Annotated in this window: 24 protein-coding genes and 4 tRNA genes; 25 read left to right on the forward strand and 3 right to left on the reverse strand. The window is 70.4% G+C overall.

What is annotated here, in order from left to right; all coding sequences use genetic code 11:
• Positions 1-3 precede the first annotated feature (3 nt).
• Positions 4-834 (reverse strand): DUF3097 domain-containing protein, encoded by an 831-nt coding sequence (locus IEW13_RS10155; RefSeq protein WP_188550894.1) that lies wholly within the window; start codon positions 832-834, stop codon positions 4-6.
• Positions 835-993: 159 nt separating this feature from the next.
• On the opposite strand from IEW13_RS10155, the gene hrcA reads away from it, so the two are divergent.
• The 8 genes from hrcA (at position 994) to zapE (ending at position 8,799) form a co-directional block, all read left to right on the forward strand.
• Positions 994-2,046 (forward strand): heat-inducible transcriptional repressor HrcA, encoded by a 1,053-nt coding sequence (gene hrcA / locus IEW13_RS10160; protein ID WP_188550806.1) that lies wholly within the window; start codon positions 994-996, stop codon positions 2,044-2,046.
• Between the two features lie 54 nt (positions 2,047-2,100).
• Complete coding sequence (dnaJ, locus tag IEW13_RS10165) at positions 2,101-3,213, forward strand: molecular chaperone DnaJ (protein ID WP_188550807.1); 1,113 nt, start codon at positions 2,101-2,103, stop codon at positions 3,211-3,213.
• Entirely contained in the window at positions 3,210-3,983 is a 774-nt protein-coding gene (locus IEW13_RS10170) for a 16S rRNA (uracil(1498)-N(3))-methyltransferase (RefSeq protein ID WP_229745073.1), read from the forward strand. Before dnaJ ends, IEW13_RS10170 begins: the two co-directional genes overlap by 4 nt.
• Before the next feature lie 131 nt (positions 3,984-4,114).
• A complete protein-coding gene (locus tag IEW13_RS10175; RefSeq protein ID WP_188550808.1) occupies positions 4,115-5,041 on the forward strand; it encodes a PhoH family protein in 927 nt (308 codons plus the stop codon).
• Positions 5,038-5,505, forward strand: coding sequence for an rRNA maturation RNase YbeY (gene ybeY, locus IEW13_RS10180; RefSeq protein ID WP_188550809.1), 468 nt, complete (start codon positions 5,038-5,040; stop codon positions 5,503-5,505). The genes IEW13_RS10175 and ybeY overlap by 4 nt, the downstream gene beginning before the upstream one ends.
• On the forward strand, positions 5,498-6,790 hold the full coding sequence (locus IEW13_RS10185; RefSeq protein ID WP_188550810.1) for a hemolysin family protein: 1,293 nt from the start codon (positions 5,498-5,500) through the stop codon (positions 6,788-6,790). Before ybeY ends, IEW13_RS10185 begins: the two co-directional genes overlap by 8 nt.
• The gene (gene era / locus IEW13_RS10190; protein WP_188550811.1) at positions 6,787-7,719 is read left to right on the forward strand and encodes a GTPase Era; all 933 of its coding nucleotides are present in this window, start codon (positions 6,787-6,789) and stop codon (positions 7,717-7,719) included. Before IEW13_RS10185 ends, era begins: the two co-directional genes overlap by 4 nt.
• A gap of 60 nt (positions 7,720-7,779) precedes the next feature.
• Positions 7,780-8,799, forward strand: a complete 1,020-nt coding sequence (gene zapE, locus IEW13_RS10195) for a cell division protein ZapE (RefSeq protein WP_188550896.1) — start codon at positions 7,780-7,782, stop codon at positions 8,797-8,799.
• Between the two features lie 45 nt (positions 8,800-8,844).
• On the opposite strand, the gene IEW13_RS10200 is transcribed toward zapE, so the two are convergent.
• A complete protein-coding gene (locus IEW13_RS10200; protein WP_188550812.1) occupies positions 8,845-9,291 on the reverse strand; it encodes a TIGR02611 family protein in 447 nt (148 codons plus the stop codon).
• A 152-nt stretch (positions 9,292-9,443) separates the two neighbouring features.
• Between IEW13_RS10200 and IEW13_RS10205 the strand changes: the two genes are divergently transcribed.
• The 17 genes from IEW13_RS10205 (at position 9,444) to IEW13_RS10285 (ending at position 24,809) form a co-directional block, all read left to right on the forward strand.
• Positions 9,444-9,516: transfer RNA gene (locus tag IEW13_RS10205), tRNA-Gly, on the forward strand.
• Between the two features lie 27 nt (positions 9,517-9,543).
• Positions 9,544-9,614 (forward strand) — tRNA-Cys (locus tag IEW13_RS10210).
• A 32-nt stretch (positions 9,615-9,646) separates the two neighbouring features.
• Positions 9,647-9,718: transfer RNA gene (locus IEW13_RS10215), tRNA-Val, on the forward strand.
• An 86-nt stretch (positions 9,719-9,804) separates the two neighbouring features.
• Positions 9,805-9,879, forward strand: a tRNA-Val gene (locus IEW13_RS10220).
• 148 nt (positions 9,880-10,027) lie between these two features.
• Complete coding sequence (locus tag IEW13_RS10225) at positions 10,028-10,837, forward strand: SH3 domain-containing protein (protein WP_188550813.1); 810 nt, start codon at positions 10,028-10,030, stop codon at positions 10,835-10,837.
• A 150-nt stretch (positions 10,838-10,987) separates the two neighbouring features.
• On the forward strand, positions 10,988-12,139 hold the full coding sequence (locus tag IEW13_RS10230) for a DUF4190 domain-containing protein (protein WP_188550814.1): 1,152 nt from the start codon (positions 10,988-10,990) through the stop codon (positions 12,137-12,139).
• Positions 12,140-12,228: 89 nt separating this feature from the next.
• Entirely contained in the window at positions 12,229-14,232 is a 2,004-nt protein-coding gene (gene thrS, locus IEW13_RS10235) for a threonine--tRNA ligase (protein WP_188550815.1), read from the forward strand.
• A 4-nt stretch (positions 14,233-14,236) separates the two neighbouring features.
• Positions 14,237-14,851, forward strand: coding sequence for an HIT family protein (locus IEW13_RS10240; RefSeq protein ID WP_188550816.1), 615 nt, complete (start codon positions 14,237-14,239; stop codon positions 14,849-14,851).
• Entirely contained in the window at positions 14,845-15,462 is a 618-nt protein-coding gene (pgsA, locus tag IEW13_RS10245; RefSeq protein WP_188550817.1) for a phosphatidylinositol phosphate synthase, read from the forward strand. The genes IEW13_RS10240 and pgsA overlap by 7 nt, the downstream gene beginning before the upstream one ends.
• Positions 15,463-15,514: 52 nt before the next feature.
• Positions 15,515-16,276 (forward strand): YebC/PmpR family DNA-binding transcriptional regulator, encoded by a 762-nt coding sequence (locus IEW13_RS10250; protein ID WP_188550897.1) that lies wholly within the window; start codon positions 15,515-15,517, stop codon positions 16,274-16,276.
• Positions 16,277-16,307: 31 nt separating this feature from the next.
• Positions 16,308-16,907: a crossover junction endodeoxyribonuclease RuvC gene (ruvC, locus tag IEW13_RS10255; protein ID WP_188550818.1), complete on the forward strand. Its 600-nt coding sequence runs from the start codon at positions 16,308-16,310 to the stop codon at positions 16,905-16,907.
• 116 nt (positions 16,908-17,023) lie between these two features.
• Positions 17,024-17,623 carry a Holliday junction branch migration protein RuvA gene (gene ruvA / locus IEW13_RS10260; RefSeq protein ID WP_188550819.1) on the forward strand — a complete coding sequence of 200 codons (600 nt, stop codon included), beginning with the start codon at positions 17,024-17,026 and terminating at the stop codon, positions 17,621-17,623.
• Between the two features lie 22 nt (positions 17,624-17,645).
• Entirely contained in the window at positions 17,646-18,704 is a 1,059-nt protein-coding gene (ruvB, locus tag IEW13_RS10265) for a Holliday junction branch migration DNA helicase RuvB (RefSeq protein WP_188550820.1), read from the forward strand.
• Between the two features lie 136 nt (positions 18,705-18,840).
• Complete coding sequence (gene yajC / locus IEW13_RS10270; protein ID WP_188550821.1) at positions 18,841-19,266, forward strand: preprotein translocase subunit YajC; 426 nt, start codon at positions 18,841-18,843, stop codon at positions 19,264-19,266.
• A gap of 26 nt (positions 19,267-19,292) precedes the next feature.
• Positions 19,293-21,326 carry a protein translocase subunit SecD gene (gene secD, locus IEW13_RS10275; RefSeq protein WP_188550822.1) on the forward strand — a complete coding sequence of 678 codons (2,034 nt, stop codon included), beginning with the start codon at positions 19,293-19,295 and terminating at the stop codon, positions 21,324-21,326.
• Positions 21,323-22,378, forward strand: coding sequence for a protein translocase subunit SecF (gene secF, locus IEW13_RS10280; RefSeq protein WP_308420812.1), 1,056 nt, complete (start codon positions 21,323-21,325; stop codon positions 22,376-22,378). Before secD ends, secF begins: the two co-directional genes overlap by 4 nt.
• 109 nt (positions 22,379-22,487) lie before the next feature.
• A complete protein-coding gene (locus IEW13_RS10285) occupies positions 22,488-24,809 on the forward strand; it encodes a RelA/SpoT family protein (RefSeq protein ID WP_188550823.1) in 2,322 nt (773 codons plus the stop codon).
• 41 nt (positions 24,810-24,850) lie between these two features.
• On the opposite strand, the gene IEW13_RS10290 is transcribed toward IEW13_RS10285, so the two are convergent.
• The gene (locus tag IEW13_RS10290) at positions 24,851-25,456 is read right to left on the reverse strand and encodes a hypothetical protein (RefSeq protein WP_188550824.1); all 606 of its coding nucleotides are present in this window, start codon (positions 25,454-25,456) and stop codon (positions 24,851-24,853) included.
• Between the last annotated feature and the right edge of the window lie 25 nt (positions 25,457-25,481).

A 25,481-nucleotide genomic window follows, 5' to 3' on the forward strand; every position in this document is an offset into this window, starting at 1 on the left:
GCATCACCCGGGCCCGGCGGGCTGGGTGACGAAGTCGATCAGATGCTCCACCCGCCCGGAGAGCTCCGGATCGAGGTCGGCGATGGTGCGCACGGTGCCGAGGATGCGCTGCCATCCGGAGGCGACATCTGCGGCCGATTCGGCCGGCCAGCCGAGTGCGGCCAGGATGCCGCGCTTGTAATCCTGCCCCTTGGGGATCTGCGGCCAGGCGCGCAAGCCCACGCGTTCGGGCCGGACCGCCTCCCAGACGTCGACGAAGGGATGGCCCAGGGCGAGCACCGCCTCGCCTGCGGGACCCGCATCGGCGATGGCCCGGGCGACGATGCGGGACTCCTTTGAGCCCTCGACGAGATGGTCGACCAGGATGCCCAGGCGGCGGGTTGGGCCGGGGGAGAAGGCGGCGATGGCCTCGGCGAGGTCGTCGATGCCGCCCAGCGGCTCCACCACGATCCCCTCGATCCGCAGATCGTCGCCCCAGACCTTCTCGATCAGCTCGGCGTCGTGCCTGCCCTCCACCCAGATGCGGGAGGCGCGTGCGGTGCGCGCCTTGGCGCCCGGCACCGCGATCGAGCCGGAGGCGGTGCGGCGCGGCGTCCGGGCAGCGGCACCAGGCGGCGTCTGCGGCCGGGTGAGCTCGACGTTCCTGCCGTCGACCATGAAGCCGTGCCCCAGCGGGAAGGCGCGCTCGCGCCCGTGGCGGTCCTGCAGGACCGCCATCCGCTCAGGTCCGATCCGCTCGACGCGGACCACCGCGCCGACCCAGCCGGTCGCGGTCTCCTCCACGACCAGGCCGCGTTCGGCCGGGACCTTCGGCAGGGAGGCGCGCCGGTGCATACCGGAGGCGAGGACATCGGGGCCGTAGCGATCATTGAAGCCGGACACAGTGCACCAGGGTAGGGCCCGGGCGGGGCGAACCTGACGGGACAGGCCGGGGAGGCGTAGAATTGGCACTCAGAAAGGCCGAGTGCCAATCTGCATGAGGGGGTGACGGTGATGAGCGCGGAGCGCAGGGCGCGTGTCCTGAGGGCCATCGTGGAGGACTATGTCAGCACGCAGGACCCGGTTGGCTCCAAGGCGCTCGTGGAGCGCCACAAACTGGACGTCTCGCCCGCCACGGTGCGCAACGACATGGCGCAGCTGGAGCGCGAAGGGCTGATCGTGCAGCCCCACGCCTCCGCCGGGCGGGTGCCCACGGACAAGGGGTACCGGGAGTTCGTCGATCACATCGAGGAGCTGAACCCGCTCTCGCCGGCGGAACGGCGGGCCATCGCCACCGTGCTGGAGGGGCCCATCGACCTGGACTCCATCGTGGACCGTTCGGTGCGGTTGCTGGCACAGCTGACTCATCAGGTCGCGGTCATGCAGTACCCGGCGCTCAGTTCCGCCCGGGTGCGGCACGTCGAGCTGGTGGAGCTGGGGCCCAGCCGCTGCCTGGCCGTGCTCATCACGGACGAGGGCCGGGTGGAGCAGCGCATCGTGGACGTCTCGCCTCCGCCGGGCGCCGAGCGGGCGCCCGAACGCGAGTTCCTCGACGGTATCGCCCGGGTGAAGCATCGGGTGAACGAACTGCTCGACGGCGCCCTGGTGAACCATGTGGGCCGTCAGCTGCGGGGACTGGAACGTACCCTGCCGGCGGCCGACGCCGAACTCGCCCGTTCCGTGGCGCTCGTGCTGGAGGACATCGCCCGCGGCAGCCGCGAGGAACGCGTGGTGATGGCGGGAACCGCGAACCTGGCCCGCGCCGGGCGCGACTTCGGCGAGTCCATCGGCCCGCTGCTGGAAGCCTTCGAGGAACAGGTGGTGCTGCTGCGGCTGCTGGCCTCGATGGCCGATGACGCCCAGGAGGTGTCGGTGCGGATCGGCGAAGAGAACGCCCACCGCTCCTTCGCCACCTCCTCCGTCATCTCCACCGGCTACGGCAGTGATACCGACAGCGGTGCCCGGATCGCGGTGCTCGGCCCCACCCGGATGGACTACCCCGGCACCATCGCGGCGGTGCGTTCGGTGGCCAAGTACGTCACGGATGCGCTGGAGCGCCGCCGCTGACATCCTCTTCTCCATGACATCATCGCCCCTCAAGGGAAGGACGAATCACTCCTCGTGAGCGATCACTACGAAACCCTCGGTGTGAGCCGGGACGCGACTGCCGACGAGATCAAGAAGGCGTACCGGAAACTCGCCCGGAAGCTCCACCCGGACGTCAGCCCGGGCAAGGAGGACGAGTTCAAGCGCGTCTCGCACGCCTACGACGTGCTCAGCGACCCCGAGAAGCGGCGCAACTACGACCTCGGCGGCAGCGCCAACGGCACCGCTGGCCCGGGCGCGGGGTTCGGCGGCTTCAGCGACCTGTTCGAGACCTTCTTCGGCGGCGGGGGCGGTGCCCCGTCCGGCCCGCCGTCCCGCACGCAGCGCGGCCAGGACGCGCTGCTGCACGTGCGGATCCCGTTGCGCACGGCCGTCTTCGGCGGCACCGAGAAAGTCACGGTGGAGACCGCGGTGCTCTGCGAGACGTGCCGCGGCGAGTGCACCGAGCCGGGCACCTCGATCGAGACCTGCCCGCTGTGCCACGGCACCGGGCAGGTGCAGCGCGTCGCCCGCACCCTGCTGGGCCAGATGGTCACCAACGCCCCGTGCAACCACTGCCAGGGCTTCGGCACCGTGATCCCCTCGCCCTGCCACTCCTGCCAGGGTGAGGGCCGGGTGCGCCAGCGCCGCGAGCTGAGCATCCGGATTCCCGCCGGCGTGGACAGCGGCAACCGGATACGGCTCTCCGGGCAGGGCGAGGTCGGCATGGCCGGAGGGCCCCCAGGCGATATCTACGTCGAGTTCGACATCGAGCCGCATGAGGTGTTCAGCCGCAAGGGCGACGACCTGCACTGCACCGTGACCGTGCCGATGACCGCCGCCGCGCTGGGCGCCTCCATGCCGATCGAGACCTTCGACGGTGAGCAGGCTCTGGACATCGAGGCCGGCGCCCAGTCGGGCGAGACCATCGTGCTTCCGGGTCTGGGCGTGACCCATCTGCGCGGGCAGGGCCGCGGCGATCTGAAGGTGCGGCTGCAGGTGGCCACGCCCGGCAAGCTCGACGGCAAGCAGCGCGAGCTGCTGGAGAAGCTGGCCGAGCTCCGCGGCGAGGCCGTGCCCCAGGCATCCATGGGCAATACCGCGCGGGGCCCGTTCTCCCGGCTGCGGGAGAGGTTCGCGGGCCGGTGACCCACCCGCTCTACTACGATCCCGCCGCCCTGGGGCAGTGCGCCCAGCATGCCGGTGCGGGCGACGGCCCGGTGGACGAGCGGATCGTCCTGAGCGAGGACGTCGCGCACCACGCGCTGCGGGTCCGCCGTCACGGGGAGGGCGAGCCGATCGAGCTCTCCGACGGGAACGGCCTGCGCGCGCACGGCGTGCTCGAAGCCGGGGGCATCGTGCGGCTCAGCCGGCTGGAGCATGAGCCCGCCCCCACGCCCGCGCTGGTCCTGGCCCAGGCCCTGGCCAAGGGCGACCGGGACCTGCAGGGCATCGAGGCGGCCACCGAGGTCGGCGTCGACGAGGTGATCCCGTTCCAGGCGCAGCGGTCCATCGTGCGCTGGCCGGCGCAGCGGCGGGACAAGGCAGCCGCGAAGTGGAGCCAGCGCCTGCATGCCGCCGGGATGCAGTCCCGCAGGACCCGCATCCCCCGGCTGGCCGGGCTCTCCACCGCCGGGGAGATCGCGTCCCGTGCCGCCGAGGAGGGAGCGTTGCTGCTGGTCCTGCACGAATCCGCCACGGAGCCGCTCACCTCGCTGGACCCGGCAGAGCTGGGGCAGGCACGCCGGATCGTGTTCGTCGTGGGTCCCGAGGGCGGCCTGCACCCGGATGAGCTGGAGGTCTTCTCCGCCGTGCCCGGGGCCCGCATCGTCAAGCTGGGCCCCACCGTGCTGCGCGCCTCGACCGCGGGCCCGGTGGCGTGCGCTCTGCTGCAGGAGCGGCTGGGACGCTGGGGCTGATCCGCTCCGGCCGGCGTGCCCGGCCGGCGCGGGACAGGACGGCATAGAATGGGCCAAGAGCACATCGACGAGAGGACCTTCTGCTGAGCACCGACAGCACGGCGCGGCTCGCCATTCCCGCATCCATCGACATGCTGGCCCTGCTGGGCGCCCATGACAGCACCATCCGCACCATCGAACGCCTGTACCCGGGCATCGAGGTGTTCAGCCGGGGCCACGAGATCGAGATCCGCGGCGCCGAACCGGCCGTCGAAGAGGTCGTCGCGCTCATCGGGGAGCTGCGGCGGCTGCTGGACGAGGGCCTGACGCTGGGACCGGAGACGGTCGAGCGCGCCGCGGCGGTCCAGGCGCAGGCCGCCGGCGGCACCCGCGCCTCGGATGTGCTCAGCGCCAATATCCTCTCCTCCCGCGGCAAATCGATCCGGCCCAAGACGCTTGGCCAGCACGAGTACGTGCGCGCCATCGACCGGCACACCATCACCTTCGGCATCGGCCCGGCCGGTACCGGCAAGACCTATCTGGCGATGGCCAAGGCGGTCCAGGCGCTGCAGCGCAGGGAGGTCACCCGGATCATCCTGACCAGGCCGGCGGTGGAGGCGGGCGAGCGCCTGGGCTTCCTGCCGGGCACCCTGAACGAGAAGATCGACCCCTACGTCCGGCCGCTGTACGACGCGCTGCACGACATGCTCGACCCGGACACCATCCCGCGGCTGATGGAGGCCGGCACCATCGAGGTGGCCCCGCTGGCGTACATGCGCGGGCGGACCCTCAACGACGCCTTCATCATCCTGGACGAGGCGCAGAACACCACGCCGGAGCAGATGAAGATGTTCCTGACCCGCCTGGGCTTCGGCTCCACCATGGTGATCACGGGCGACACCACCCAGGTCGACCTGCCCGGCGGGGCGGCCAGCGGACTGCGCGTGGTACAGGACATCCTCGGCGGCCTCGATGACGTGCACTTCGCGCAGCTGGGCAGCCGGGACGTGGTGCGCCACAAGCTCGTCTCCCAGATCGTGGATGCCTACGGCCAGTGGAGCGAGGGGCTGAGCAGATGAGCGTCGAGGTGCACAACGAGACCGAGCACGAGGCCCCGATGGAGGAGGCCGTCGCGCTGGCCGAGCACGTGTTCGCCGAGATGCACGTGCATCCGGCCGCCGAGCTGACCCTCACCTACGTGGACGAGGCCGAGATGGAGCGGCTGCACATCGAATGGATGGACCTGCCCGGGCCCACCGATGTGCTCTCCTTCCCGATGGACGAGCTGCGGCCCGGTTCCCCGGAACGCCCCAGCGAGGGCATCCTCGGGGACATCGTGCTATGCCCTCCGGTCGCCGCCGCCCAGGCGCAGCGCGCCGGGCACTCGGCCGAGGAGGAGATGCTGCTGCTGATCGTCCACGGCATCCTGCACCTGCTCGGCTACGATCACGCCGAGCCGGAGGAGGAGAAGGTCATGTTCGGCCTGCAGCGGACCCTCCTGCTGACCTTCCTGGCCGGCCGCGGGCAGGCCGCCGATGCCTGACCCGCTGGTCCTCGCCCTGATCCTCCTGGCGCTGGGCCTGCTCGGATTCGCCGCCGTGCTGGCCGCGGAGGAGGCCGCCGTGACCTCGGTCCCGCACCAGCGGGTCCGGGAGAGCGAGGAGGAGGGCCGCCGGGGCGTGCGATCCCTGAAAGCCGTGCTGGAAGACCTGCCGACGCACATCAACGTCCTGGTCTTCATGCGCACCCTCTGCGAGACCGGCGCCACGGTGTCCATCACCATGATCCTGGTGGAACTGGTCGACATGGGCTGGCGCGGTTTCTTCCTGGCGCTCGGCGTCTCCGCGGTGCTCGTCTTCACCGTCGCGGGCGTCTCCCCGCGCACCATCGGCCGCGGCCGTCCCCTGGAAGTGGCGCTGCTGCTGAGCTGGCTCGCGCACGGCCTGCGCCGCGGCCTCGGACCGCTGGCGCGCATCCTGGTCTGGCTGGGCAATATGCTCGCGCCGGGCAAGGTGCTCAAGGACGGGCCGTTCGTCACCGAGGAGCAGCTGCGGGACCTGGTGGAGCGGGCCTCGGCCTCGGACGTGATCGAGGACGAGGAACGGGAGATGATCCAGTCCGTCTTCCAGCTCGGCGACACCACGGCACGGCAGGTGATGGTGCCCCGGCCCGATCTGGTCACCGTCGGCGCGGACACCTCGCTGCACGACTCGGTCTCGCTGTTCCACCGCTCGGGGTTCTCCCGCGTGCCGGTGGTGGGCGAGAGCGAGGACGATGTGCTCGGGGTGCTCTACCTGAAGGACGTGGCCCGGCGCCTGCACCTGCACCCCGAGCAGGGGGAGACCGTGACCGCCGCCGAGCTCGCCCGCAAGGTCTCCTTCGTCCCCGAGACCAAGCCCATCGACGACCTGCTGCGGTACATGCAGCGCGAGGCCACGCATGTGTGCATCGTGGTCGACGAGTACGGCGGCACCGCCGGACTGATCACGATCGAGGACATCGTGGAGGAGATCGTCGGCGACATCGACGACGAGCACGACGCGGTCGACGAGGACATCGTCGACCTCGGCGACGGCTCCTACCGGATCTCCACCCGGATGCACCTGCACGAGCTCGCCGAGCTGTGGGACATGCGGCTGGAGGACGAGGACGTCACCACCCTCGGCGGCCTGCTGGCCAAGGCGCTCGGCCGGGTGCCGATCGCCGGCTCCACGGCCGTCACCCACGGGCTGCGGATCGAGGCGCTGCCGGGCACCGGGCGCCGCCATCGCGTCACCAGCCTCATCGTCCGCCGCGAGGAACACCAGCAGGAAGAAGCACCGCGATGACCTCACCCATCTTCCGCACGGACGTGCCTGAGGACTACCGGGCGGGTTTCGCCTGCTTCGTCGGCCGTCCCAACGCGGGCAAATCGACCCTGACGAACGCCCTGGTGGGCACGAAGGTCGCGATCACCTCGTCCAAACCGCAGACCACGCGGCACACCATCCGCGGCATCGTGCACCGGCAGAGCCATCAGCTCGTGCTGGTGGACACGCCGGGGCTGCACCGGCCGCGCACTCTGCTGGGCGAGCGGCTCAACGAGCTGGTGATGGCGACCCTGGCGGAGGTCGACGCGATCGGGTTCTGCCTGCCTGCCGATGAGAAGATCGGGCCGGGCGACCGGTTCATCGCGCAGAAGCTCGCCGGGATCGCGCGGACTCCCGTGGTGGGCATCGTGACGAAGACCGACCGGGTCTCCCGCGAGCGGGTGGCCGAGGCGCTGCTCGCCGCTCAGGAGCTCATGGACTTCGCCGCGCTGGTCCCGGTCTCGGCGGTGGCCGAGGAACAGGTGGACGTGCTCGAGGGCGTGCTCGCCGAGCAGATGCCGCTTTCGCCGCCGCTGTACCCGGAGGGCGAGCTGACCGACGAGCCGGAGCAGCGGATGGTGGCCGAGCTGGTGCGCGAGGCCGCCCTGGAGGGCGTGCGCGACGAACTGCCGCATTCGCTGGCCGTCGTGGTCGAGGAGATGCTCCCGCGGGAGGACCGCCCGGCGGACCGGCCGCTGTGGGACGTCCGGGTGAACGTCTTCGTCGAGCGGCCCAGCCAGAAGGCCATCATCATCGGCCGGGGCGGTTCGCGGCTGCGCGAGATCGGCAGCCAGGCCCGCACCGGCATCGAGGCGCTGCTGGGCACCCCGGTCTACCTGGACCTGCACGTGAAGGTCGCCAAGGACTGGCAGCGCGATCCCAAGCAGCTAGGGCGCCTCGGCTTCTAGCCGTGCGAGCCCGGTCACGTAGAATCATGGATCGTGACTGAGCAGACGACCGCAGAGCCCATGCATCTGGTGGACCGGATCCCGCAGATGCAGCCCGAGGAGCTTCTCACCGGACTGGTGCCTCCTCCGCATTTCGCGAACGTCTCCTTCGACAGCTACCGGCCGGACCCGGCGCAGCCGTCCCAGGCGCAGGCCAGGGACCAGCTGCAGGCGTTCGTCGACCGCAAGGGCGGCGAGTCCGGCGGCTTCCTCGCCAAGCTCTTCGGCTCCGGGCGTTCGCCGTCCGGCGGGGGCATCTACCTGGACGGCGGCTACGGCGTCGGCAAGACCCACCTGCTGGCCAGCTCCTGGCACGCGCACGCCAAGCCGGCCGCCTTCGGCACCTTCGTGGAGTACACCAATCTGGTCGGCGCGCTCGGCTTCGCCCAGGCGCGTGAGCGGCTCTCGGAGATGAAGCTGGTGTGCATCGACGAGTTCGAGCTCGACGATCCGGGCGACACGGTGCTGATGTCCCGGCTGATGCGGGAGCTCACCGACGCCGGGGTGAAGATCATCGCGACGTCCAATACGCTGCCCGGCGCCCTCGGGGAGGGCCGGTTCGCGGCCCAGGACTTCCTCCGGGAGATCCAGGCGCTGGCCGCGCAGTTCACCGTCTACCGGATCGACGGCGAGGACTACCGGCACCGCGGCCTGCCGACGCCCCCCGAGCCGCTCAGCGATGACGAGGTCGCGGCCCGGGCGCACCGCCGGGCAGCGCAGCACCAGGTGGCGCTGGACTCCTTCGAGGGCATCACGACGCACCTGGAGAAGGTGCATCCCTCGCGTTACGGCAAGCTGCTCGACGGCGTCGCCGAGGTGTACTGGACGGGCGTGGCCCCGGTGAGCAACCAGAGCGTGGCCCTGCGGCTCGTCGCCCTGGTGGACCGCATGTACGACCGGAACCTGCCGCTCGTGACCTCCGGGGTTCCCCTGGACGACCTCTTCACCGAGGAGATGGTGACCGGCGGCTACCGGAAGAAATACCTCCGCTGCCTCTCCCGCCTCACGGCCCTGGCGCGCGAGGGCGGGGAGCGCGGCTAGCGCACTCCCCGCTGCTCGGTCGCGCCGTGACCGGGAGGGGCAGGTCTACAGACCGGTCCACTCCGGTAGGAGTCCCGCCGGGAGGAAGGACTCGTGCAACCGCGTGACCAGCAGGAGGCCGTAGACCACGGCGCTGACGAACAGGAAGGTGCCCAGGCCGAGGACGCCGCGCACCCACAGCGGCTGTGCGGCCACCCATCGTCCCCAGGCGAGGACCTTGCGCCGGGTGAACCGCAACAGCCTGCGGGCCCAGTGGAACTCGGTGGAGATGAGCGCGATGCCGGCGATCACCACCAGCCACCCCGGCCCCGGCAGCGGGACCATGATGAGCCCCAGGACGACGATGCAGCCCCCGAGCACGCCGATGAGGGCCCGGTAACCCCGGTCCACGTGCCGGTTGGCGCGCACCCGCTCGCGTGCGCGCAACGCCTGGAGCCGGCTCAGTCGGTAGAGCCGGGGCGGTCTGCGGCGGGGCCGGGGATGCGCTTCCATCGGCCTTCATCCTATGGAATCCTGTGCCCGCGCCACGAGCGAGTTCCGAGGTCACCGGCGGATTTTGCATTCCCTTGGATGGCGTGTACAGTTAAGACTCGTTGCAGCGAGGAAAGCACCGGGGAAAGCCCGGGAAAATCTCCTCGAAGCATGCGGACGTGGCTCAGTTGGTAGAGCATCACCTTGCCAAGGTGAGGGTCGCGGGTTCGAGTCCCGTCGTCCGCTCGCAAGACAGGTGTACTATCGTCTCGCGGTGGAGTGGCCGAGAGGCGAGGCAGCGGCCTGCAAAGCCGTATACGTGGGTTCGAATCCCATCTCCACCTCGAAGTCCTCGTGTCGGCGACTTGAGGCACCAGCGCGATTGGCGCAGCGGTAGCGCGCTTCCTTCACACGGAAGAGGTCACTGGTTCGATCCCAGTATCGCGCACAGGCCGGGGGTTCCCCGGCAGGACAAGGAAAACGCGGGTGCGTACTCGTACGGGCCCGCTGCATAAGGGTGCTCGAACCCTTCGAGCGCGATTGGCGCAGCGGTAGCGCGCTTCCCTGACACGGAAGAGGTCACTGGTTCGATCCCAGTATCGCGCACCAGCACACAAGGCCCGGAAGCCCTCGGCTCCGGGCCTTCGCTGTGCCTTGGCCCCGGACCGGCGGCTTCGGCCCGGGGGCGGATATGCGCCGTGAACCCGGGTGTGACAGCCTGGATGTGTCGCCCGTCACCGGAATGCCTGGAGGTCCCGTGCACCGCATCGCACGCCCGCTGCCCGCCCTGACCCTGGCCGCCGTCCTGATGCTCTCGGCCTGCGGCGGCTCCGTGGAACCGTCCGGCGATGAGCCCACCGTCCCCGAGGCGGTGACCGAGACCGCGGAGAACGGCGAGTCCAACGGAGACGGCACCGGTGCCGGACCGCTGGAGGGAACCGAGCCGGTGCCCGATGCCGAGCTGCCGGGCGAGGAGCTGTCCGCGTACTTCTCCGAGGCGGATGGCGTGGCCCACGTCGTGGGCGTCGCGCACGACGACCCGGACGGCGGTCTCGTGGTCCGTGGCGTGCCAGGCGCGGACGGCGAGGAGCTCGGCGCGCTCCCGCCCACCGCGGAGGTCACCCTGGCCGGTCGCGAGCGGGTGCTGGACGACGAGGGCCAAGGCGGGTCCTGGGCCGAGATCCGCCTCGGCGACGGCGTTGGCTGGGTGAGCACGCAGTTCCTCGGCTATCTTCCCGAGGCCGGTCAGGGCGAGACCGCCGACTTCTCCGATGTGCCTCCCGCCGAGGACCCGCTCGAGATCGCCTCTGGGGTGGGCATCCGCGCCGCCGAGCGGCAGCAGGACGGCGGCACGCCCGGAGAGGCGGAGTGGGTGGTGGCGGCCGTGCCGGAGGGGCACGGCGGCGGTGAGTACACCGTGGACGTCACCGGCGGCATGGGGGACGACAGCGTGGCCGGGCACCGGTACACCGTCGTGATCGCCGAGGCCGGGGACGGCTTCGAGCTCACCGAGACGACCAGCCTGCCGATCTGCCTTCGCGGCGCCGGAGACGAACTCTGCCTGTGAGCCCGGCGGTAACCCCGGGGCCGCAGCATGTGGCCGTCCGGTACGTAGCGGTCCTGGCACCGGGGCCGTGCCGGGGGCCTGATGGACGGAGAAGACGCGTAGGCTAAGGGGGTCCGCACGTCGTTCTTTCTCGCCCCTCAAGGAAGCATCATGTCCGTCCCGCCTCAGCAGCCCCCCTACGGCCAGCAGCCCGATCCCTACGGCCAGCACGGTCAGCATGGCCAGTACCAGCCTGATCCCTACGGCCAGCAGGGCCAGCCCGGATCGTACGACCCGTATCAGCAGGGTCAGCAGCAGTACGGCAGCCAGGGCGGCGGGCAGTACGACCCCTATCAGCAGGGCCAGCAGTACGCCCAGCAGGGCCAGCAGTACGGGCAGTACGGCAGCCAGGGCCAGCCGGATCCCTATGGGCAGCAGGCCTACGGTCAGTACGGCCAGGCGCCCTACGGCGACCCGGCATGGCAGCAGGGTCAGCAGCCGCCGGACACCTCCAAGAACTTCCTGGGCGTGATCGCCCTCATCGCCGGCATCGCGACCCTGCTGTTCGCCTGGATCCCCTTCATCGGGCTGCTGGCTCTGCTGACCGGCGGGGCAGCGGTCGTGCTGGGCATCCTGGGCTTCCGCGCGGTCGGTGCCGGCAAGGCCACCAACAAGGGCATGAGCCTGACCGGCATCATCACCGGCGGTATCTCGGTGCTGCTGGCGATCGCCATGACGATCCTGGCGGTGGCGGGATTCAATATGCTCGCCCGCGAGGCCGAGCAGAACAGCCCGTCGTCCTCGCAGGAGAGCACCGCACCGGAACAGCAGGACGAGGGCTCCGGCCAGGGAGAGGCGACGGAACAGGGCAGCGGCGGAGAAGCCACCGAGGGGAACGAGCAGGGCAGCGGCTCCGGCGGCGAGGCCTCCGGCGGGCAGACCGAGGAGGTCGCCGACGGGGTCACGATGACGGTCACCATGCGCACCGATACCGCCGCTGACACCTCGGTGGGGGCGGACTCCACCGGAGGAGAGGTCGTCGTGGCGGAGGTCGTCATCGAGAACACCAGCGGCGAGGAGTTCGAGCCCGGCCTGCCGCTGGCGGCGATGACGCACTCCGGGGGCGAGCAGGCCGAGGAGGTCTTCTCCGCCGCGGACGGCTGGAGCGGCATCCTCAGCTGGTCGGCCGTCCCGGCCGGGGAGACCGCCACGGTCGAGCTGGCGTTCGCCGTGCCGCACGATGCCGCCGAGAGCAGCGAGCTGACGATCACGATGAGCGCGCCGGACTTCAGCTCCCAGGACGACTACCGCTTCACCTGGTGAGCGCGCGAAGACCGCTAGACTTTCCCTCGTCCCTGAACGGTTGTGGACGGTTGTGAACGATTTCGCATGAGAAGAAGGAGCACCCGCACGTGTCCGTAATCGAGCTGACCATCGGCGGTACCCGGCGAGAGGTGCCTGCGGGCACCACGGGAGCCGAGGTGTTCACGGACACGCCCGAGGCGATCGCCATCCGGCTCAACGGGGTCCCGGCCGATCTGCACCGCGAGCTGAGCGACGGCGACGCCGTCGAGCCGATCACGCTGGACGAGCCCGAGGGGCTGGACATCCTCCGGCACTCGGCAGCCCACATCGTGGCCCAGGCCGTGCAGGAGCTCTTCCCCGGCACCAAGCTGGGCATCGGGCCGTACATCAAGGACGGCTTCTACTTCGACTTCGACACCGCGGAGCCCTTCACCCCGGAGGATCTGAAGGCCATCGAGAAGAAGGCCCAGCAGCTGATCAAGTCCGGTCAGCGGTTCCGCCGTGTCGTGGTCTCCGAGGAGGAGGCGCGCCGGCGGATGGCCGATGAGCCCTACAAGCTGGAACTCATCCACGACCGCGCCAGCACGGGGGACACGGGGGAGGCCGGCGTGGAGGTCGGCGCCGGCGAACTCACCGTTTACGAGAACCTCGACCGCCGCGGCGAGGTCGTCTGGCAGGACCTGTGCCGGGGCCCGCATCTGCCGGACACCAAGCCGATCCGCGGCGGCTTCGCCGTGACCAGGTCCTCGGCCGCCTACTGGCGGGGGGATCAGGCCAAGGCGGCGCTGCAGCGCGTCTACGGCACCGCCTGGAAGTCCAAGGAGGATCTCAAGGCCTACCAGGACCGGCTGGCTGAAGCCGAGCGGCGCGACCACCGGCGGCTCGGCCGCGAACTGGATCTGTTCTCCTTCCCCGAGGAGATCGGCTCCGGGCTCTCGGTGTGGCACCCGCATGGCGCCATCGCCCGCGGTGAGATGGAGCAGCACGCCCGTCGCCGGCACATCGAGAACGGCTACAGCTACGTCTACACCCCGCACATCACCAAGAAGGACCTGTTCGTCACGAGCAACCACCTGGTGACCTACGCCGACGGCATCTGGCCGCCCATCACGATGGACGAGGAACGCGACGCCGAGGGCAACGTCACCAAGCCCGGGGTGGACTACTACCTCAAGCCGATGAACTGCCCGATGCACATCCTGATCTACCGGGAGCGGGCCCGCAGCTACCGCGATCTGCCCCTGCGGCTGGCTGAGAACGGCACGGTCTACCGCAACGAGCTCTCCGGCGCCCTGCACGGCCTCACCCGGGTCCGCGGCTTCACCCAGGACGACGCGCACCTCTTCGTCACCCGCGAGCAGCTGGAGGAGGAGACCGCCAAGGTCCTGGAGTTCGTGCTGTCCCTGCTCAAGGACTTCGGCCTGAGCGACTTCCGGCTCGAGCTGTCCATGCGGGACGAGGAGAAGTCCAAGTGGATCGGCGAGGAGGAGGTCTGGGAGGTGGCCACGGAGGCGCTGCGCCGGGTCGCCCGCGCCACCGGGCTCCAGCTCACCGAGGAACCCGGCGAGGCGGCGTTCTACGGCCCCAAGATCGATCTGAAGGTCACCGACGCCATCGGCCGCTCCTGGCAGCTGTCCACCGTGCAGCTGGACTTCAACCTGCCCGAGCGGTTCGACCTGGAGTACACCGACCGGGACGGCAGCCGCAAACGGCCCATCATGATCCACCGGGCGCTGTTCGGCTCCATCGAGCGGTTCTTCGCCATCCTGCTGGAGCACTACGCCGGTGCCTTCCCGGTGTGGCTGGCGCCGGTACAGGTGGTGGGAATCCCGGTGGCCGCGGAGTACGCGCCCCACCTGCACGAGGTGGCCGAGCGGCTGCGGCGCCACGGCGTGCGCGTCGAGGTGGACGACTCCGACGACCGGATGCAGAAGAAGATCCGCACCCACACCAAGCGGAAGATCCCGTACCAGCTGATCGCCGGCGCCGAGGACCAGGCCGCCGGGGCGGTGTCCTTCCGGTTCCGGGACGGCAGCCAGGACAACGGCGTGCCGGTGGACGAGGCCGTCGCGCGGATCCTCCAGGCCATCGAGGACAAGGCGCAGGTGTAACGGCATGAGCGGTACAGGCGGCACAGGGGACGCCGGTCCCGCCGGCGTGCCGGAACCTGAGGCGGCGGCGGGATTCCCGGGCGAGCCCGACGGTTTCCAGCGGCTGTGGACTCCGCACCGGATGGTGTACATCGGTGGGGAGTCCCGGCCGGCACCCGGCGCTGAGGACACCGAGTGCCCGTTCTGCCGGGCACCGGAGAAGCCCGATGAGGAAGGCCTCATCGTGGCCCGCGGCGATCACGCCTACGTCGTGCTGAACCTCTATCCGTACAACCCCGGGCATCTGCTGGTGTGCCCGTACCGGCACGTGGCCGACTACACCGACCTCACGCCGGAGGAGACGGTGGAGATCGCCACCATGAGCCAGCGCGCCATGCGGGTGGTACGGGCGGTGTCCTCGCCCCACGGCTTCAACCTCGGCATGAACCAGGGCGCCGTGGCGGGGGCCGGGATCGCCGCGCACCTGCATCAGCACATCGTGCCGCGCTGGGGCGGGGATGCGAACTTCCTGCCCATCGTCGCCCGCACCAAGGCACTGCCTCAGGTTCATGCCCAGGTGCAGGAGGCGCTCAGCCGCGAGTGGTCGCGCCAGGAGCGGGAGACTACCGGGCCATGCTGAACGCGCTGGCGCGGGCGTTCTTCACCCGCCTGTTCACCCCGGTGGCCAGGCTGCTGCTGAGGCTCGGGCTCTCGCCGGACGCCGTCACCGTCATCGGCACGCTGGGGGTGTGCGCCGGGGCGCTCGTCTTCTTCCCGCTGGACCAGCTGCTGGCCGGCACGCTCGTGATCACCTTCTTCGTGATCGGCGATATGCTCGACGGCATCATGGCCCGCCAGACGGGCCGGAGCAGCCGCTGGGGGGCGTTCCTGGACTCCACCATGGACCGCATCGCGGACTCCTGCGTCTTCATCGGCATCGCCATCTGGTTCGTCGCCCACCAGCAGGACGGCCTCTCCGCTGTCATCGCCCTGTTCTGCCTGGTCACCGGCTCGGTGGTGTCCTACGTCCGGGCTCGGGCGGAGGGACTGGGGGTGGAGGCCAAGGGCGGCATCGCCGAGCGCGCGGACCGGCTGCTGGTCGCGCTGGTGCTGACCGGGCTGGTGGGCCTGGGGCTGCCTCCGCTGGTGCTGAGCATCGGCCTGGCGGCACTCGTCGCGGCCTGCCTGGTGACGATCGGGCAGCGCATGGTCTCGGTGCGCCGGGCGCTGCTGCGCGAGCCCGGCCAGTAGCCGCGAGTAGACTCGTCGCGGGGAACGCACACACGAAAGGAACATGACGTACATGTCAGGTCACTCCAAATGGGCGACGACCAAGCATAAGAAGGCGGCCATCGATGCCAAGCGCGGCAAGCTCTTCGCCAAGCTGATCAAGAACATCGAGGTGGCGGCCCGCAACGGCGGAGCGGACCTGCAGGGCAACCCGACGCTCTTCGACGCGGTGCAGAAGGCCAAGAAGTCCAGTGTGCCCAATGACAACATCGACCGCGCGATCAAGCGCGGCGCGGGGCTGGACGGCGGCGGGGTCGACTACCAGACCATCATGTATGAGGGCTACGCCCCCGGCGGCGTCGCGCTGCTGATCGAGTGCCTCACGGACAACCGCAACCGGGCTGCCTCGGAGGTGCGCGTGGCGGTCACCCGCGGCGGCGGAAGCATGGCGGATCCCGGCTCGGTGTCCTACAACTTCTCCCGCAAGGGCGTCGTGACGGTCCCGGCGGAGGGCACCGATGAGGACGCCATCCTCGAAGCCACGCTGGACGCCGGTGCCGAGGAGGTCAAGGACAACGGCGACACCTTCGAGGTGATCTCCGAGGCCACCGATCTGGTGGCGGTCCGCACCGCCCTGCAGGACGCCGGGATCGATTACGACTCCGCCGAGGCGGCTTTCGTGCCCAATCTGGAGGTCCAGCTCGACGCGGAGCAGGCGAAGAAGGTGTTCAAGCTCATCGACGCCCTCGAAGACAGCGACGACGTGCAGAACGTGTACTCCAACGCGGACGTGACCGATGAGGTCATGGCCCAGCTGGAGTCCGACGAGGACTGAAGGACGAGCCGGCACAGGCAGGAGGCTTCCGATGCGGATCCTGGGCGTCGACCCGGGCCTGACCCGCTGCGGGCTGGGCGTGATCGACTCGCGTCCGGCCCGGCAGGCGGCCCTGGTCGCCGTCGACGTGGTCCGCACGCCGTCGCACGCCGATGTCGACGTCCGGCTGGGCCTGCTCGCGGACGCGTTCGACCGCTGGCTGGACGAGCACCGCCCGGATGTCGTCGCGGTCGAGCGGGTCTTCGCCCGCAACGACGTCTCCACCATCATGGGCACGGCGCAGGCCTCCGGCCTGACGATGGGCCTGGCGGCGCGCCGGGGGATCCCGGTCGCGATGCACACGCCGAGCGAGGTGAAGGCCGCTGTGACCGGCTCGGGCCGGGCGGACAAGAAGCAGATGACGCGGATGGTCACCCGCATCCTCAAACTGGAGAGCCCGCCCAAGCCCGCCGACGCCGCCGATGCGCTGGCACTGGCGATCTGCCATCTGTGGCGCGGCGCCGCCAGCAGCGGCTCCACCCCGGGCGCGGCCAAGGACGTGGACGCGCGCCTGGCCGCCCGCCCGGCCGGGGCCGGCCTGACCAAGGCGCAGCAGGCCTGGGCCGAGGCCATCCGGGCCGCATCGTCCTGACACAGGCCGATATGCCCGGCATCCGTCCGCGCGACGGCTATGCTTGATAATCGTACGGACGTTCTATGCCGGATCCGCCCGGTACGGAACCGGCACGCTCGCGCAAAGGACTTCACGTGATCGCCTTCCTCTCCGGCACGGTGCAGGCCGTGCGGGCCGACTCCCTCATCCTGCTCGGCGGCAGCGTGGGGCATCTGGTCTACTTGCCCGCCTCGCAGCTGGCCGAGGTCCGCGGCGGCCAGGAGCTCCAGCTGCACACCTCGCTGGTGGTGCGCGAGGACTCGATGACCCTCTACGGGTTCATGGACGAGGCGTCCCGGGGCGTGTTCGAGACACTGCAGACCATCTCCGGCATCGGCCCCCGGCTGGCCCTGGCGATGCTCTCGGTGCTCACGCCGCAGGAGATCCACCGGGCCGTCGCGGATGCCGATCTGACCGCGCTGCAGCGGGTGCCCGGAGTGGGCAAGAAGTCCGCGCAGCGGCTGGTGCTGGAACTGGGGACCAAACTGGGCGCGCTGCAGGCGGCGGCCCCCGCGGGCCTTCCCGGCATCGCGCCGGCGGGGGCGGCGGATTCGGTGGTGGAGGCGCTCACCGGGCTCGGCTGGCCGCAGGCGAAGGCCGCGGAGGTCGTCGCCGCCGCGCAGCAGGACCTGGGGGAGGCCAGCACCCAGGACCTCCTGCGCGAGTCGCTCAAGCGGATGAACCGCGCCTCATGACGGCCACGAGGGGAGTGCGCGGATGAGCGAGGAGTCCTACGAGGTCGACTTCGGCGAGGGCACGGCCGGCGCGGAGGCCCAGCGCCTGATCGACGCCCGCATCGACACCGCCGACCAGGACGAGCGCGCCGCCGAGGCCGCGCTGCGGCCCAAGGGGCTCGATGAGTTCGTGGGCCAGCCCAAGGTCCGCGATCAGCTCTCCCTCGTGCTCCGCGCCGCGCAGGCACGCGGGCGGGCCCCCGACCATGTGCTGCTGTCCGGCCCGCCCGGGCTGGGCAAGACCACCCTGGCGATGATCATCGCCCATGAGCTCGGCACCGGCCTGCGGGTGACCTCGGGGCCGGCCATCCAGCACGCCGGCGATCTGGCCGCGATCCTGTCCTCCCTGGAGGAGGGCGAGGTGCTGTTCATCGACGAGATCCACCGGATGGCGCGCGCGGCCGAGGAGATGCTGTACGTGGCGATGGAGGACTTCCGGGTGGACGTGATCGTCGGCAAGGGGCCCGGCGCCACCGCGATCCCGCTGGACATCCCGCCGTTCACGCTGGTCGGGGCCACCACCCGCTCGGGCCTGCTGCCGGCGCCGCTGCGGGACCGCTTCGGCTTCACCGGCCATCTGGACTTCTACTCCGACGAGGACCTGGCCGTGGTGCTGCGCCGCTCGGCCGCGCTGCTGGGCGTGACCGCCGCGGAGGAGGGTCTCACCGAGATCGCCGGCCGCTCCCGGGGCACGCCCCGGGTGGCCAACCGGCTGCTGCGTCGTGTGCGCGACTACGCCCAGGTCCGCGGCGACGGCCGGATCGATCTGGCTGCGGCGCGCACGGCGCTGGGTATCTACGAGGTGGACGAGCTCGGGCTGGACCGCCTCGACCGCGCCGTGCTGACCATGCTGTGCACCAGGTTCGGCGGAGGACCGGTCGGACTGGGAACCCTGGCGGTGTCCGTGGGGGAGGAACCGGACACGGTGGAGACCGTCGCCGAGCCCTATCTGGTGCGGGAGGGACTCATCGCCCGCACCCCGCGCGGACGGGTCGCCACCGCCGCGGCGTGGGCCCATCTGGGGCTCACCGCGCCCGGATGAGATCCGGATGGGGACCAGCTCGCGCACAGGACCGTTCCGGGAAGTGGCTCAGGACTCGCCGCACCCAGTACAGTGGTGTGCTGGACTACCTGACGCGGCGCTGGCACGCGAACAGACTTCGAAAGGCTGACGTTTCTTGGACCCCTCACTCATTCTCGTTCTCGGTCTCGGCGCCCTGCTGATCTTCATGATCATGAACACGCGCCGGAAGCAGAAGGAACAGCAGGCGAATCTCGCCTCCAACCTCGTCCCGGGACGTGAGGTCATGACCTCCGCGGGCCTGTTCGGCACCGTCGTCGAGGTGGACTCCGAGAACAACAAGGTCGTCATCGAGCCGACCCCGGGCACCCGCCTGGTGGTGCACCGCCAGGCGATCAGCCAGATCACCCCGGTGGAAGAGCCGGCCGCCGACGAGGTCGCCGTCGACGAGGCCGATGAGGCCGCGGCCCCCGACGCCGGGGACGCTGTGGAGCCGGCAGAGCCGGGCACCGCGGCCGGGGAGAACCGGCCGGACGAGGGTCCGGCCGGCGACGAGCCCACAGACAGCACAGACAAGAAGTAGGAAACGACCAGCCCGTGTCATCTCCCATGCCTGAAACCCAGCCGGACGACCGGCCGAAGGCCGGGTACAAGGGGTCGGAATCCCGGCCCGGACCCCGCTTCCTCTGGCTCGGATTCATCTTCGTACTGCTGAGCGGTATCGTCGGCTCCGGCATCGTCTGGTCCACCGCGACGCCCACCCCGGAACTCGCGCTGGACCTGCGCGGCGGCACTTCCATCATCCTGGAGCCGCAGCTGGACGAGGGGGAGAACGTCACCCCCGAGCAGCTCAACGAGGCGGTGGCGATCATCCGCCAGCGCATCGACTCCACCGGTGTCTCCGAGGCGGAGATCAACACGCAGGGCGGCCGGAACATCGTCGTCAACCTGCCGGTCTACCCGGACGACCGCACCCGTGAGCTGGTGCGCGCCTCCGCGCAGCTGCGGTTCCGGCCGGTCCTCATGACCGGGCCCGGGCAGCCGGCCGTGGTGCAGCAGGAGGACCCGGCCCAGGAGCAGCCCGATCCCAGCGAGGGGCTCTCCGAAGAGGGGCAGCGCTATCTGGAGGAGCTCACAGGCGGCCAGGACGCGGAAGGCTCCCAGGAGGCGGACGGGACGGAGGATGCCCCCGCCGAGGAGAGCGATCCCGAGGCTGGCGGCGCCGCCACGCAGGTCGCCGCTCCGCAGCCGGAGGAGGGTGCCGGCGAGGGCGAGGCGCCGCCCGCCGATGTGCCCGGCCCGGCCGGTCAGAACCCGGAAGGCAGCCCCGGCGAGGACCAGCCGGCGCCGATGGAGAACCCCTCCGATCCCTCCCAGATCACCGAGGAGCTCTACGCCGAGTACGAGGCGCTGGACTGCTCCGATCCGGAGAACCTCATCGGCGGCAGCACGGACGATCCGCACGCCCCGCTCGTGGCGTGCTCGCAGGACGGCAGCACGAAGTTCATCCTGGGCCCGATGGAGGTCTCGGGTGCCACCATCGCCGACGCCAGCTTCGGCTACCGGGTCACCTCCACCGGCGCGCAGACCAACGAGCCGGTGGTGAACCTGGAGTTCAACCGCGAGGGCACGGAGCAGTTCCGCGAGGTCACCCAGCGGATCACGAATATGCAGCCGCCGTACAACCAGTTCGCGATCGTGCTCGACGGGCTCGTGGTCTCCGCCCCGGTCTCGCAGGCGATCATCACCGACGGCCGGGCGCAGATCAGCGGCAGCTTCACCCGCGACTCCGCCGAGACCCTGGCGAACCAGCTCAAGAACGGCTCCCTGCCGATCAGCTTCCAGGTGCAGTCCGAGGAGCAGATCTCCCCGACGCTGGGCGCGGATTACCTGCGCAGCGCGCTGATCGCCGGCGGCATCGGCCTGGTGCTGGTGATCGGCTACGCCCTGCTGCAGTACCGCACCCTGGGCCTGCTGACGGTCTCCAGCATCGGCGTCGTCGCGGCGCTGACGTATCTGCTGCTGCTCCTGGTCAGCTGGCGCTACGGCTACCGGCTCTCGCTGGCGGGCATGGCCGGCCTGATCATCGGCCTGGGCGCCGCCGCCGACTCGTTCATCGTCTACTTCGAACGCGTCCGCGACGAACTGCGGTCCGGCAGAGCGCTGCGGTCCGCGGTCGAGGTCGGCTGGGAGCGCGCACGCCGGACCATCTACGCCTCCAAAGCCGTCAACATGCTCGCGGCGGTGATCCTGTACTTCCTGGCGGTGGGCAGCGTGCGCGGCTTCGCGTTCACGATGGGCCTGACGGTGATCGTCGACGTGCTGATCATGATCCTCTTCACCCACCCGATGTTCCAGGTGCTCGCCCGCACCCGCTTCTTCGGCGACGGGCACCCCTGGTCGGGCATGGATCCGCGCAAGCTCGGGGTGAAGAAGGCCGCCTACCGCGGCGCGCTCAACATCGACCTGGACAAGGCCCGCACGGTGAGCGAGAAGCGCGGCCGGGGCGGCTCCGCCAAGGAGGCCAGGCGCCGCCAGACCATCGTGGAGCGGCGTGAGGCCGCGGCCGCCGCGGCGCGGTCCGGCGGTGGCACCGGCAGCGGTAAGAAGGACGGCACGAGCGGGAACGAGGACGAGTCATGATGGACAGGTTCTTCTCCTGGGGCAACCGCCTGCACAGCGGTGAGACCTCGCTGCCGTTCGTGCCCAAGGCGCGGCTGTGGCTGAGCATCGCCGCCGGCGTGCTCGTGCTCTCCGCGGTGCTGCCGTTCTTCCGCGGCGGGTTCAACCTGGGCATCGAGTTCACCGGCGGCTCGTCCTTCGCGGTCTCCAATGTGCAGGACACCTCCGCCGCCATCGGCGAGGAGGCCGTCTCCGAGGTGGCTCCCGAGGCCGAGGCCCAGCTGGTCCCGACCTCCGACACCTCGGTGCGGATCCAGACCCGTCAGCTCTCCAATGACCAGATGCAGTCCATCGCCGACAACCTGGTGGCGGCCTACGGCGTGGCCACGGACGACGTGACTTTCACCTACATCGGCCCGACCTTCGGCCAGGACATCGCCGAGCGGATGTTCACCGGCCTGGTGGTCTTCATCGCCCTGGCGGCACTCGTGCTGGCGCTGTACTTCCGCACCTGGAAGATGTCCGCGGCAGCCATCGGCGGGCTGTTCAGCGTGATGATCATCACCGTCGGCATCTATTCGATCACCGGGCTGAACATCACCCCGGCGGCGGTCATCGCGTTCCTGACGGTGCTGGCGCTGAGCCTCTACGACACCGTGGTGGTCTTCGACAAGGTCCGGGAGAACACCCAGGACTTCCAGGAGAACACCCGGATGAAGTTCTCCGAGCTGGTGAACCTGGCGGTGAACCAGACCACCGTGCGCTCGATCAACACCTCGGTCGTCTCCACCCTCCCGGTCGCCGCGGTGCTGTTCATCGGCGTGTTCGTCTTCGGCGCGGCCACGCTGATGGACATCGCCCTGGCCCTGTTCATCGGCCAGGTCGTCGCGTTCATCTCCTCCCTCTTCGTGGCCTCGCCGCTGTACGCGCTGCTGCGCTCCCGCGAGCCGGCGGTGCGCGAGCAGGAGCAGCGGGTGAAGGAGGCACGTGAGCGGCGTGGTCTGCCGGACATCCCGCCGGTGCTGTTCGAGACCGAGGAGCAGCTGAAGGAACGCGGGGCCCTGGCCGGCTAGGCCCGCCGCGCCACTGGCGGGGAAGAAATCCGGCCGCGGGGTGTTGTTCTTGTAACATGAACCACCATTGAAGGGGTAGCGGAGCACACAGCGGAGGGGAGGACGCCCGATGGCCGTCGAGGACAAGCAGGCACGCACCAGTAAAGGGGCCACCGGCACGTCCTCGCGCCGCGGGCTCGGGCTGGCGAGCCTGGCCTGGCTGACGGGCCGCTCGCAGTCGTCTTCTTCGCCCATGCTCGAGCCGCTGTTGCGGGCGGTGCGCGCGAATCACCCGAAGGCGGACGTGGCGATTATCCGCCGCGCCTATGACGTCGCCCGCGCCGCGCACGCCGGGCAGCGCCGCAAGAGCGGCGAGCCCTACATCACCCATCCCATCGCGGTGGCCACCATCCTGGCCGAGCTGGGCATGATGCCGCCGACGCTGGCGGCGGCGCTGCTGCACGATGTGGTCGAGGACACCGATTACACCCTGCAGCAGCTGGAGGGTGAGTTCGGCCGCGAGATCGCCATGCTCGTCGACGGCGTGACCAAGCTGGACAAGATCGAGTACGGCGCCGCCGCCCAGGCCGAGACGGTCCGGAAGATGGTCCTGGCGATGGCCAAGGACGTCCGGGTGCTGGTCATCAAACTGGCGGACCGGCTGCACAATGCCCGCACCTGGAAGTACGTCAACCCCTCGTCCTCGGCGCGCAAAGCCAAGGAGACGCTGGAGATCTACGCCCCGCTGGCCCACCGGCTGGGCATGAACACGATCAAATGGGAGCTGGAGGACCTGGCCTTCGGCGTGCTCCACCCCAAGGTGTACGACGAGATCGTCCGGCTGGTGGCCGAGCGGACGCCGGAGCGCGAGAAGTTCCTCAAGGTCGTCAGCGACCAGATCACCGCCGATCTGAAGGACGCCAAGATCCGCGCGACGATCACCGGCCGGCCCAAGCACTACTACTCGATCTACCAGAAGATGGTGGTGCGCGGGCACGACTTCGCGGAGATCCACGATCTGGTGGGCGTGCGCGTGCTGGTGGACTCCGTGCGCGAGTGCTATGCGGTGCTCGGCGCCGTGCACGCCCGCTGGAACCCGGTGGCGGGGCGGTTCAAGGACTACATCGCCATGCCGAAGTTCAATATGTACCAGTCGCTGCACACCACGGTGATCGGCCCGGGCGGCAAGCCGGTGGAGATCCAGATCCGCACCCACGATATGCACCGCCGTGCCGAGTACGGCGTCGCGGCGCACTGGAAGTACAAGGACGCCCAGCGTACGAACGGAAGCGGCGCCGGGGGCGGGGCGACGCTGCGGGTGCGCGACACCGGGGAGCTGGACGACGTCGCCTGGCTGCGGCAGCTGCTGGACTGGCAGCGGGAGACCCAGGATCCGGACGAGTTCCTCGACTCGCTGCGCTTCGAGGTCGGCGCCAAGGAGGTCTTCGCCTTCACCCCCAAGGGCGATCTGCTCTCCCTGCCGGCCGGCTCGACCCCGGTGGACTTCGCCTACGCGGTGCACACCGAGGTGGGACACCGGACCATGGGAGCCCGCGTGAACGGCCGCCTGGTGTCCCTGGAGCAGCCGCTCGCGAACGGCGACGTGGTCGAGATCTTCACCTCCAAGGACGAGAACGCCGGCCCCAGCCGCGACTGGCTCGCGTTCGTCAAGAGCGCCCGCGCCCGGAACAAGATCCGGCAGTGGTTCTCCAAGGAGCGCCGCGAGGAGGCGGTGGAGAACGGCCGCGACCAGCTGGCCCGCGCGATGCGCCGGCAGTCCCTGCCGGCCAAGAAGCTGATGAGCCAGGAAGCGCTCGTGGTGGTGGCGAACGAGGCCCGGCTGGCGGACGTGACGGCGCTCTACGCCGCCATCGGCAACGGGCACATGTCCGCGCAGCACGTGGTGGAGATGCTCGCCAAGGAGGTGGCGGAGGAGCAGGAGGAGATCGAGCTCCCGCAGCCGAACAACTACCGCGGCAAGTCCTCCGGTCATCACTCCGACACCGGCGGCGTCATGGTCGCCGGCGCCGATGACGTCCTGGTCAAGCTGGCACGCTGCTGCACGCCTGTGCCCGGCGATGAGATCGTCGGCTTCGTGACGCGCGGTTCGGGTGTGTCCGTGCACCGTTCGGACTGCAGCAACGTCAAGGGCCTGATGAAGGAACCCGAGCGGCAGATCGAGGTGTCCTGGAACGATCGAGCGGCCGGCGTGTACCTGGTGCAGATCCAGGTGGAGGCGCTGGACCGCCCGGCGCTGCTGTTCGACATCACCCGCGTTCTCTCGGAGAACCACGTCAACATCCTCTCGGCGACGGTGGCCACCTCGAAGGCGCGGGTGGCGCAGTCCCGGTTCGTCTTCGAGATCGGCGACCCCTCGCATCTGGGCTCGGTCCTGGCCGCGGTGCGCAAGGTGGACGGCGTCTTCGACGTGTACCGCATCAACGGCGGCTGAATCAGCGAGGGCTGCAGCGGCGGCTGTGCCGGCTGGCGCGCTCAGCCGGAGGCGAGTCGCCCGGCGAGGGCGCGCATGGCTCGCAGATGCGGCCGTCGGCTCATCCGGTCGATAGCGTCCCGGGCCGCTCTGCGCGCCACCGCGGGAGCCTCTTCGGCGGCCCGGGGCAGGCCGGCGTCGCCATCGCCGTCAGCGGCCGTGGCGTGCAGCAGGTCGACGAGGGTGCGCACCGGCCCCGTCACCGGCACGCCCCCGGGATGGGCGAGGTCGTCGGGCGCCACGGTGGCTTCGTGCACGGTGCATTCCCGCTGCCCGCGGACCCGGCGCCGGTTCAGGGTGGAGAACTCCCACGGCGCGGGAGCCTCGTCCTCGCCCCACCAGACCCATGCCGCCGATGCGTGTGAGACGGCCAGGTCCCGCAACGGCGGGAACTCAACGACCCCGGCCTTCAGCGCCGGCGTGAGTACCGCCTCCCGCCCGGCCCAGCAGCGCGGCGCTATCCGGCGCAGCAGGCCGTCCAGGCGGAGGCTCTCCAGCTGGAGCGTGTCGAGCCCGCCGGTGCCATCGGGCTGAGGACCGGGCCTGAGGATCACCGGCGCGACGGCGGGCCCGGTGGCTGGTGCGGTCGCCGGCGTGGTCGGGGGCATGCCCACCACGATGACGGGCGAGGAC

Origin of the sequence: Sediminivirga luteola (assembly GCF_014639315.1) — a bacterium.
Taxonomy (GTDB): Bacteria; Actinomycetota; Actinomycetes; order Actinomycetales; family Brevibacteriaceae; genus Sediminivirga; species Sediminivirga luteola.

What these genes read in the sequence shown, in the direction of transcription:
- IEW13_RS10155 (WP_188550894.1), bottom strand. Translation starts at nt 834, where the DNA reads ATGCACCGGCGCGCCTCCCTGCCGAAGGTCCCGGCCGAACGCGGCCTG.
- hrcA (WP_188550806.1), top strand. Translation starts at nt 994, where the DNA reads ATGAGCGCGGAGCGCAGGGCGCGTGTCCTGAGGGCCATCGTGGAGGAC.
- IEW13_RS10175 (WP_188550808.1), top strand. Translation starts at nt 4,115, where the DNA reads ATGCTGGCCCTGCTGGGCGCCCATGACAGCACCATCCGCACCATCGAA.
- ybeY (WP_188550809.1), top strand. Translation starts at nt 5,038, where the DNA reads ATGAGCGTCGAGGTGCACAACGAGACCGAGCACGAGGCCCCGATGGAG.
- IEW13_RS10185 (WP_188550810.1), top strand. Translation starts at nt 5,498, where the DNA reads ATGCCTGACCCGCTGGTCCTCGCCCTGATCCTCCTGGCGCTGGGCCTG.
- era (WP_188550811.1), top strand. Translation starts at nt 6,787, where the DNA reads ATGACCTCACCCATCTTCCGCACGGACGTGCCTGAGGACTACCGGGCG.
- zapE (WP_188550896.1), top strand. Translation starts at nt 7,780, where the DNA reads ATGCATCTGGTGGACCGGATCCCGCAGATGCAGCCCGAGGAGCTTCTC.
- IEW13_RS10200 (WP_188550812.1), bottom strand. Translation starts at nt 9,291, where the DNA reads ATGGAAGCGCATCCCCGGCCCCGCCGCAGACCGCCCCGGCTCTACCGA.
- IEW13_RS10230 (WP_188550814.1), top strand. Translation starts at nt 10,988, where the DNA reads ATGTCCGTCCCGCCTCAGCAGCCCCCCTACGGCCAGCAGCCCGATCCC.
- IEW13_RS10240 (WP_188550816.1), top strand. Translation starts at nt 14,237, where the DNA reads ATGAGCGGTACAGGCGGCACAGGGGACGCCGGTCCCGCCGGCGTGCCG.
- pgsA (WP_188550817.1), top strand. Translation starts at nt 14,845, where the DNA reads ATGCTGAACGCGCTGGCGCGGGCGTTCTTCACCCGCCTGTTCACCCCG.
- IEW13_RS10250 (WP_188550897.1), top strand. Translation starts at nt 15,515, where the DNA reads ATGTCAGGTCACTCCAAATGGGCGACGACCAAGCATAAGAAGGCGGCC.
- ruvC (WP_188550818.1), top strand. Translation starts at nt 16,308, where the DNA reads ATGCGGATCCTGGGCGTCGACCCGGGCCTGACCCGCTGCGGGCTGGGC.
- ruvB (WP_188550820.1), top strand. Translation starts at nt 17,646, where the DNA reads ATGAGCGAGGAGTCCTACGAGGTCGACTTCGGCGAGGGCACGGCCGGC.
- secD (WP_188550822.1), top strand. Translation starts at nt 19,293, where the DNA reads ATGCCTGAAACCCAGCCGGACGACCGGCCGAAGGCCGGGTACAAGGGG.
- secF (WP_308420812.1), top strand. Translation starts at nt 21,323, where the DNA reads ATGATGGACAGGTTCTTCTCCTGGGGCAACCGCCTGCACAGCGGTGAG.
- IEW13_RS10285 (WP_188550823.1), top strand. Translation starts at nt 22,488, where the DNA reads ATGGCCGTCGAGGACAAGCAGGCACGCACCAGTAAAGGGGCCACCGGC.
- IEW13_RS10290 (WP_188550824.1), bottom strand. Translation starts at nt 25,456, where the DNA reads ATGCCCCCGACCACGCCGGCGACCGCACCAGCCACCGGGCCCGCCGTC.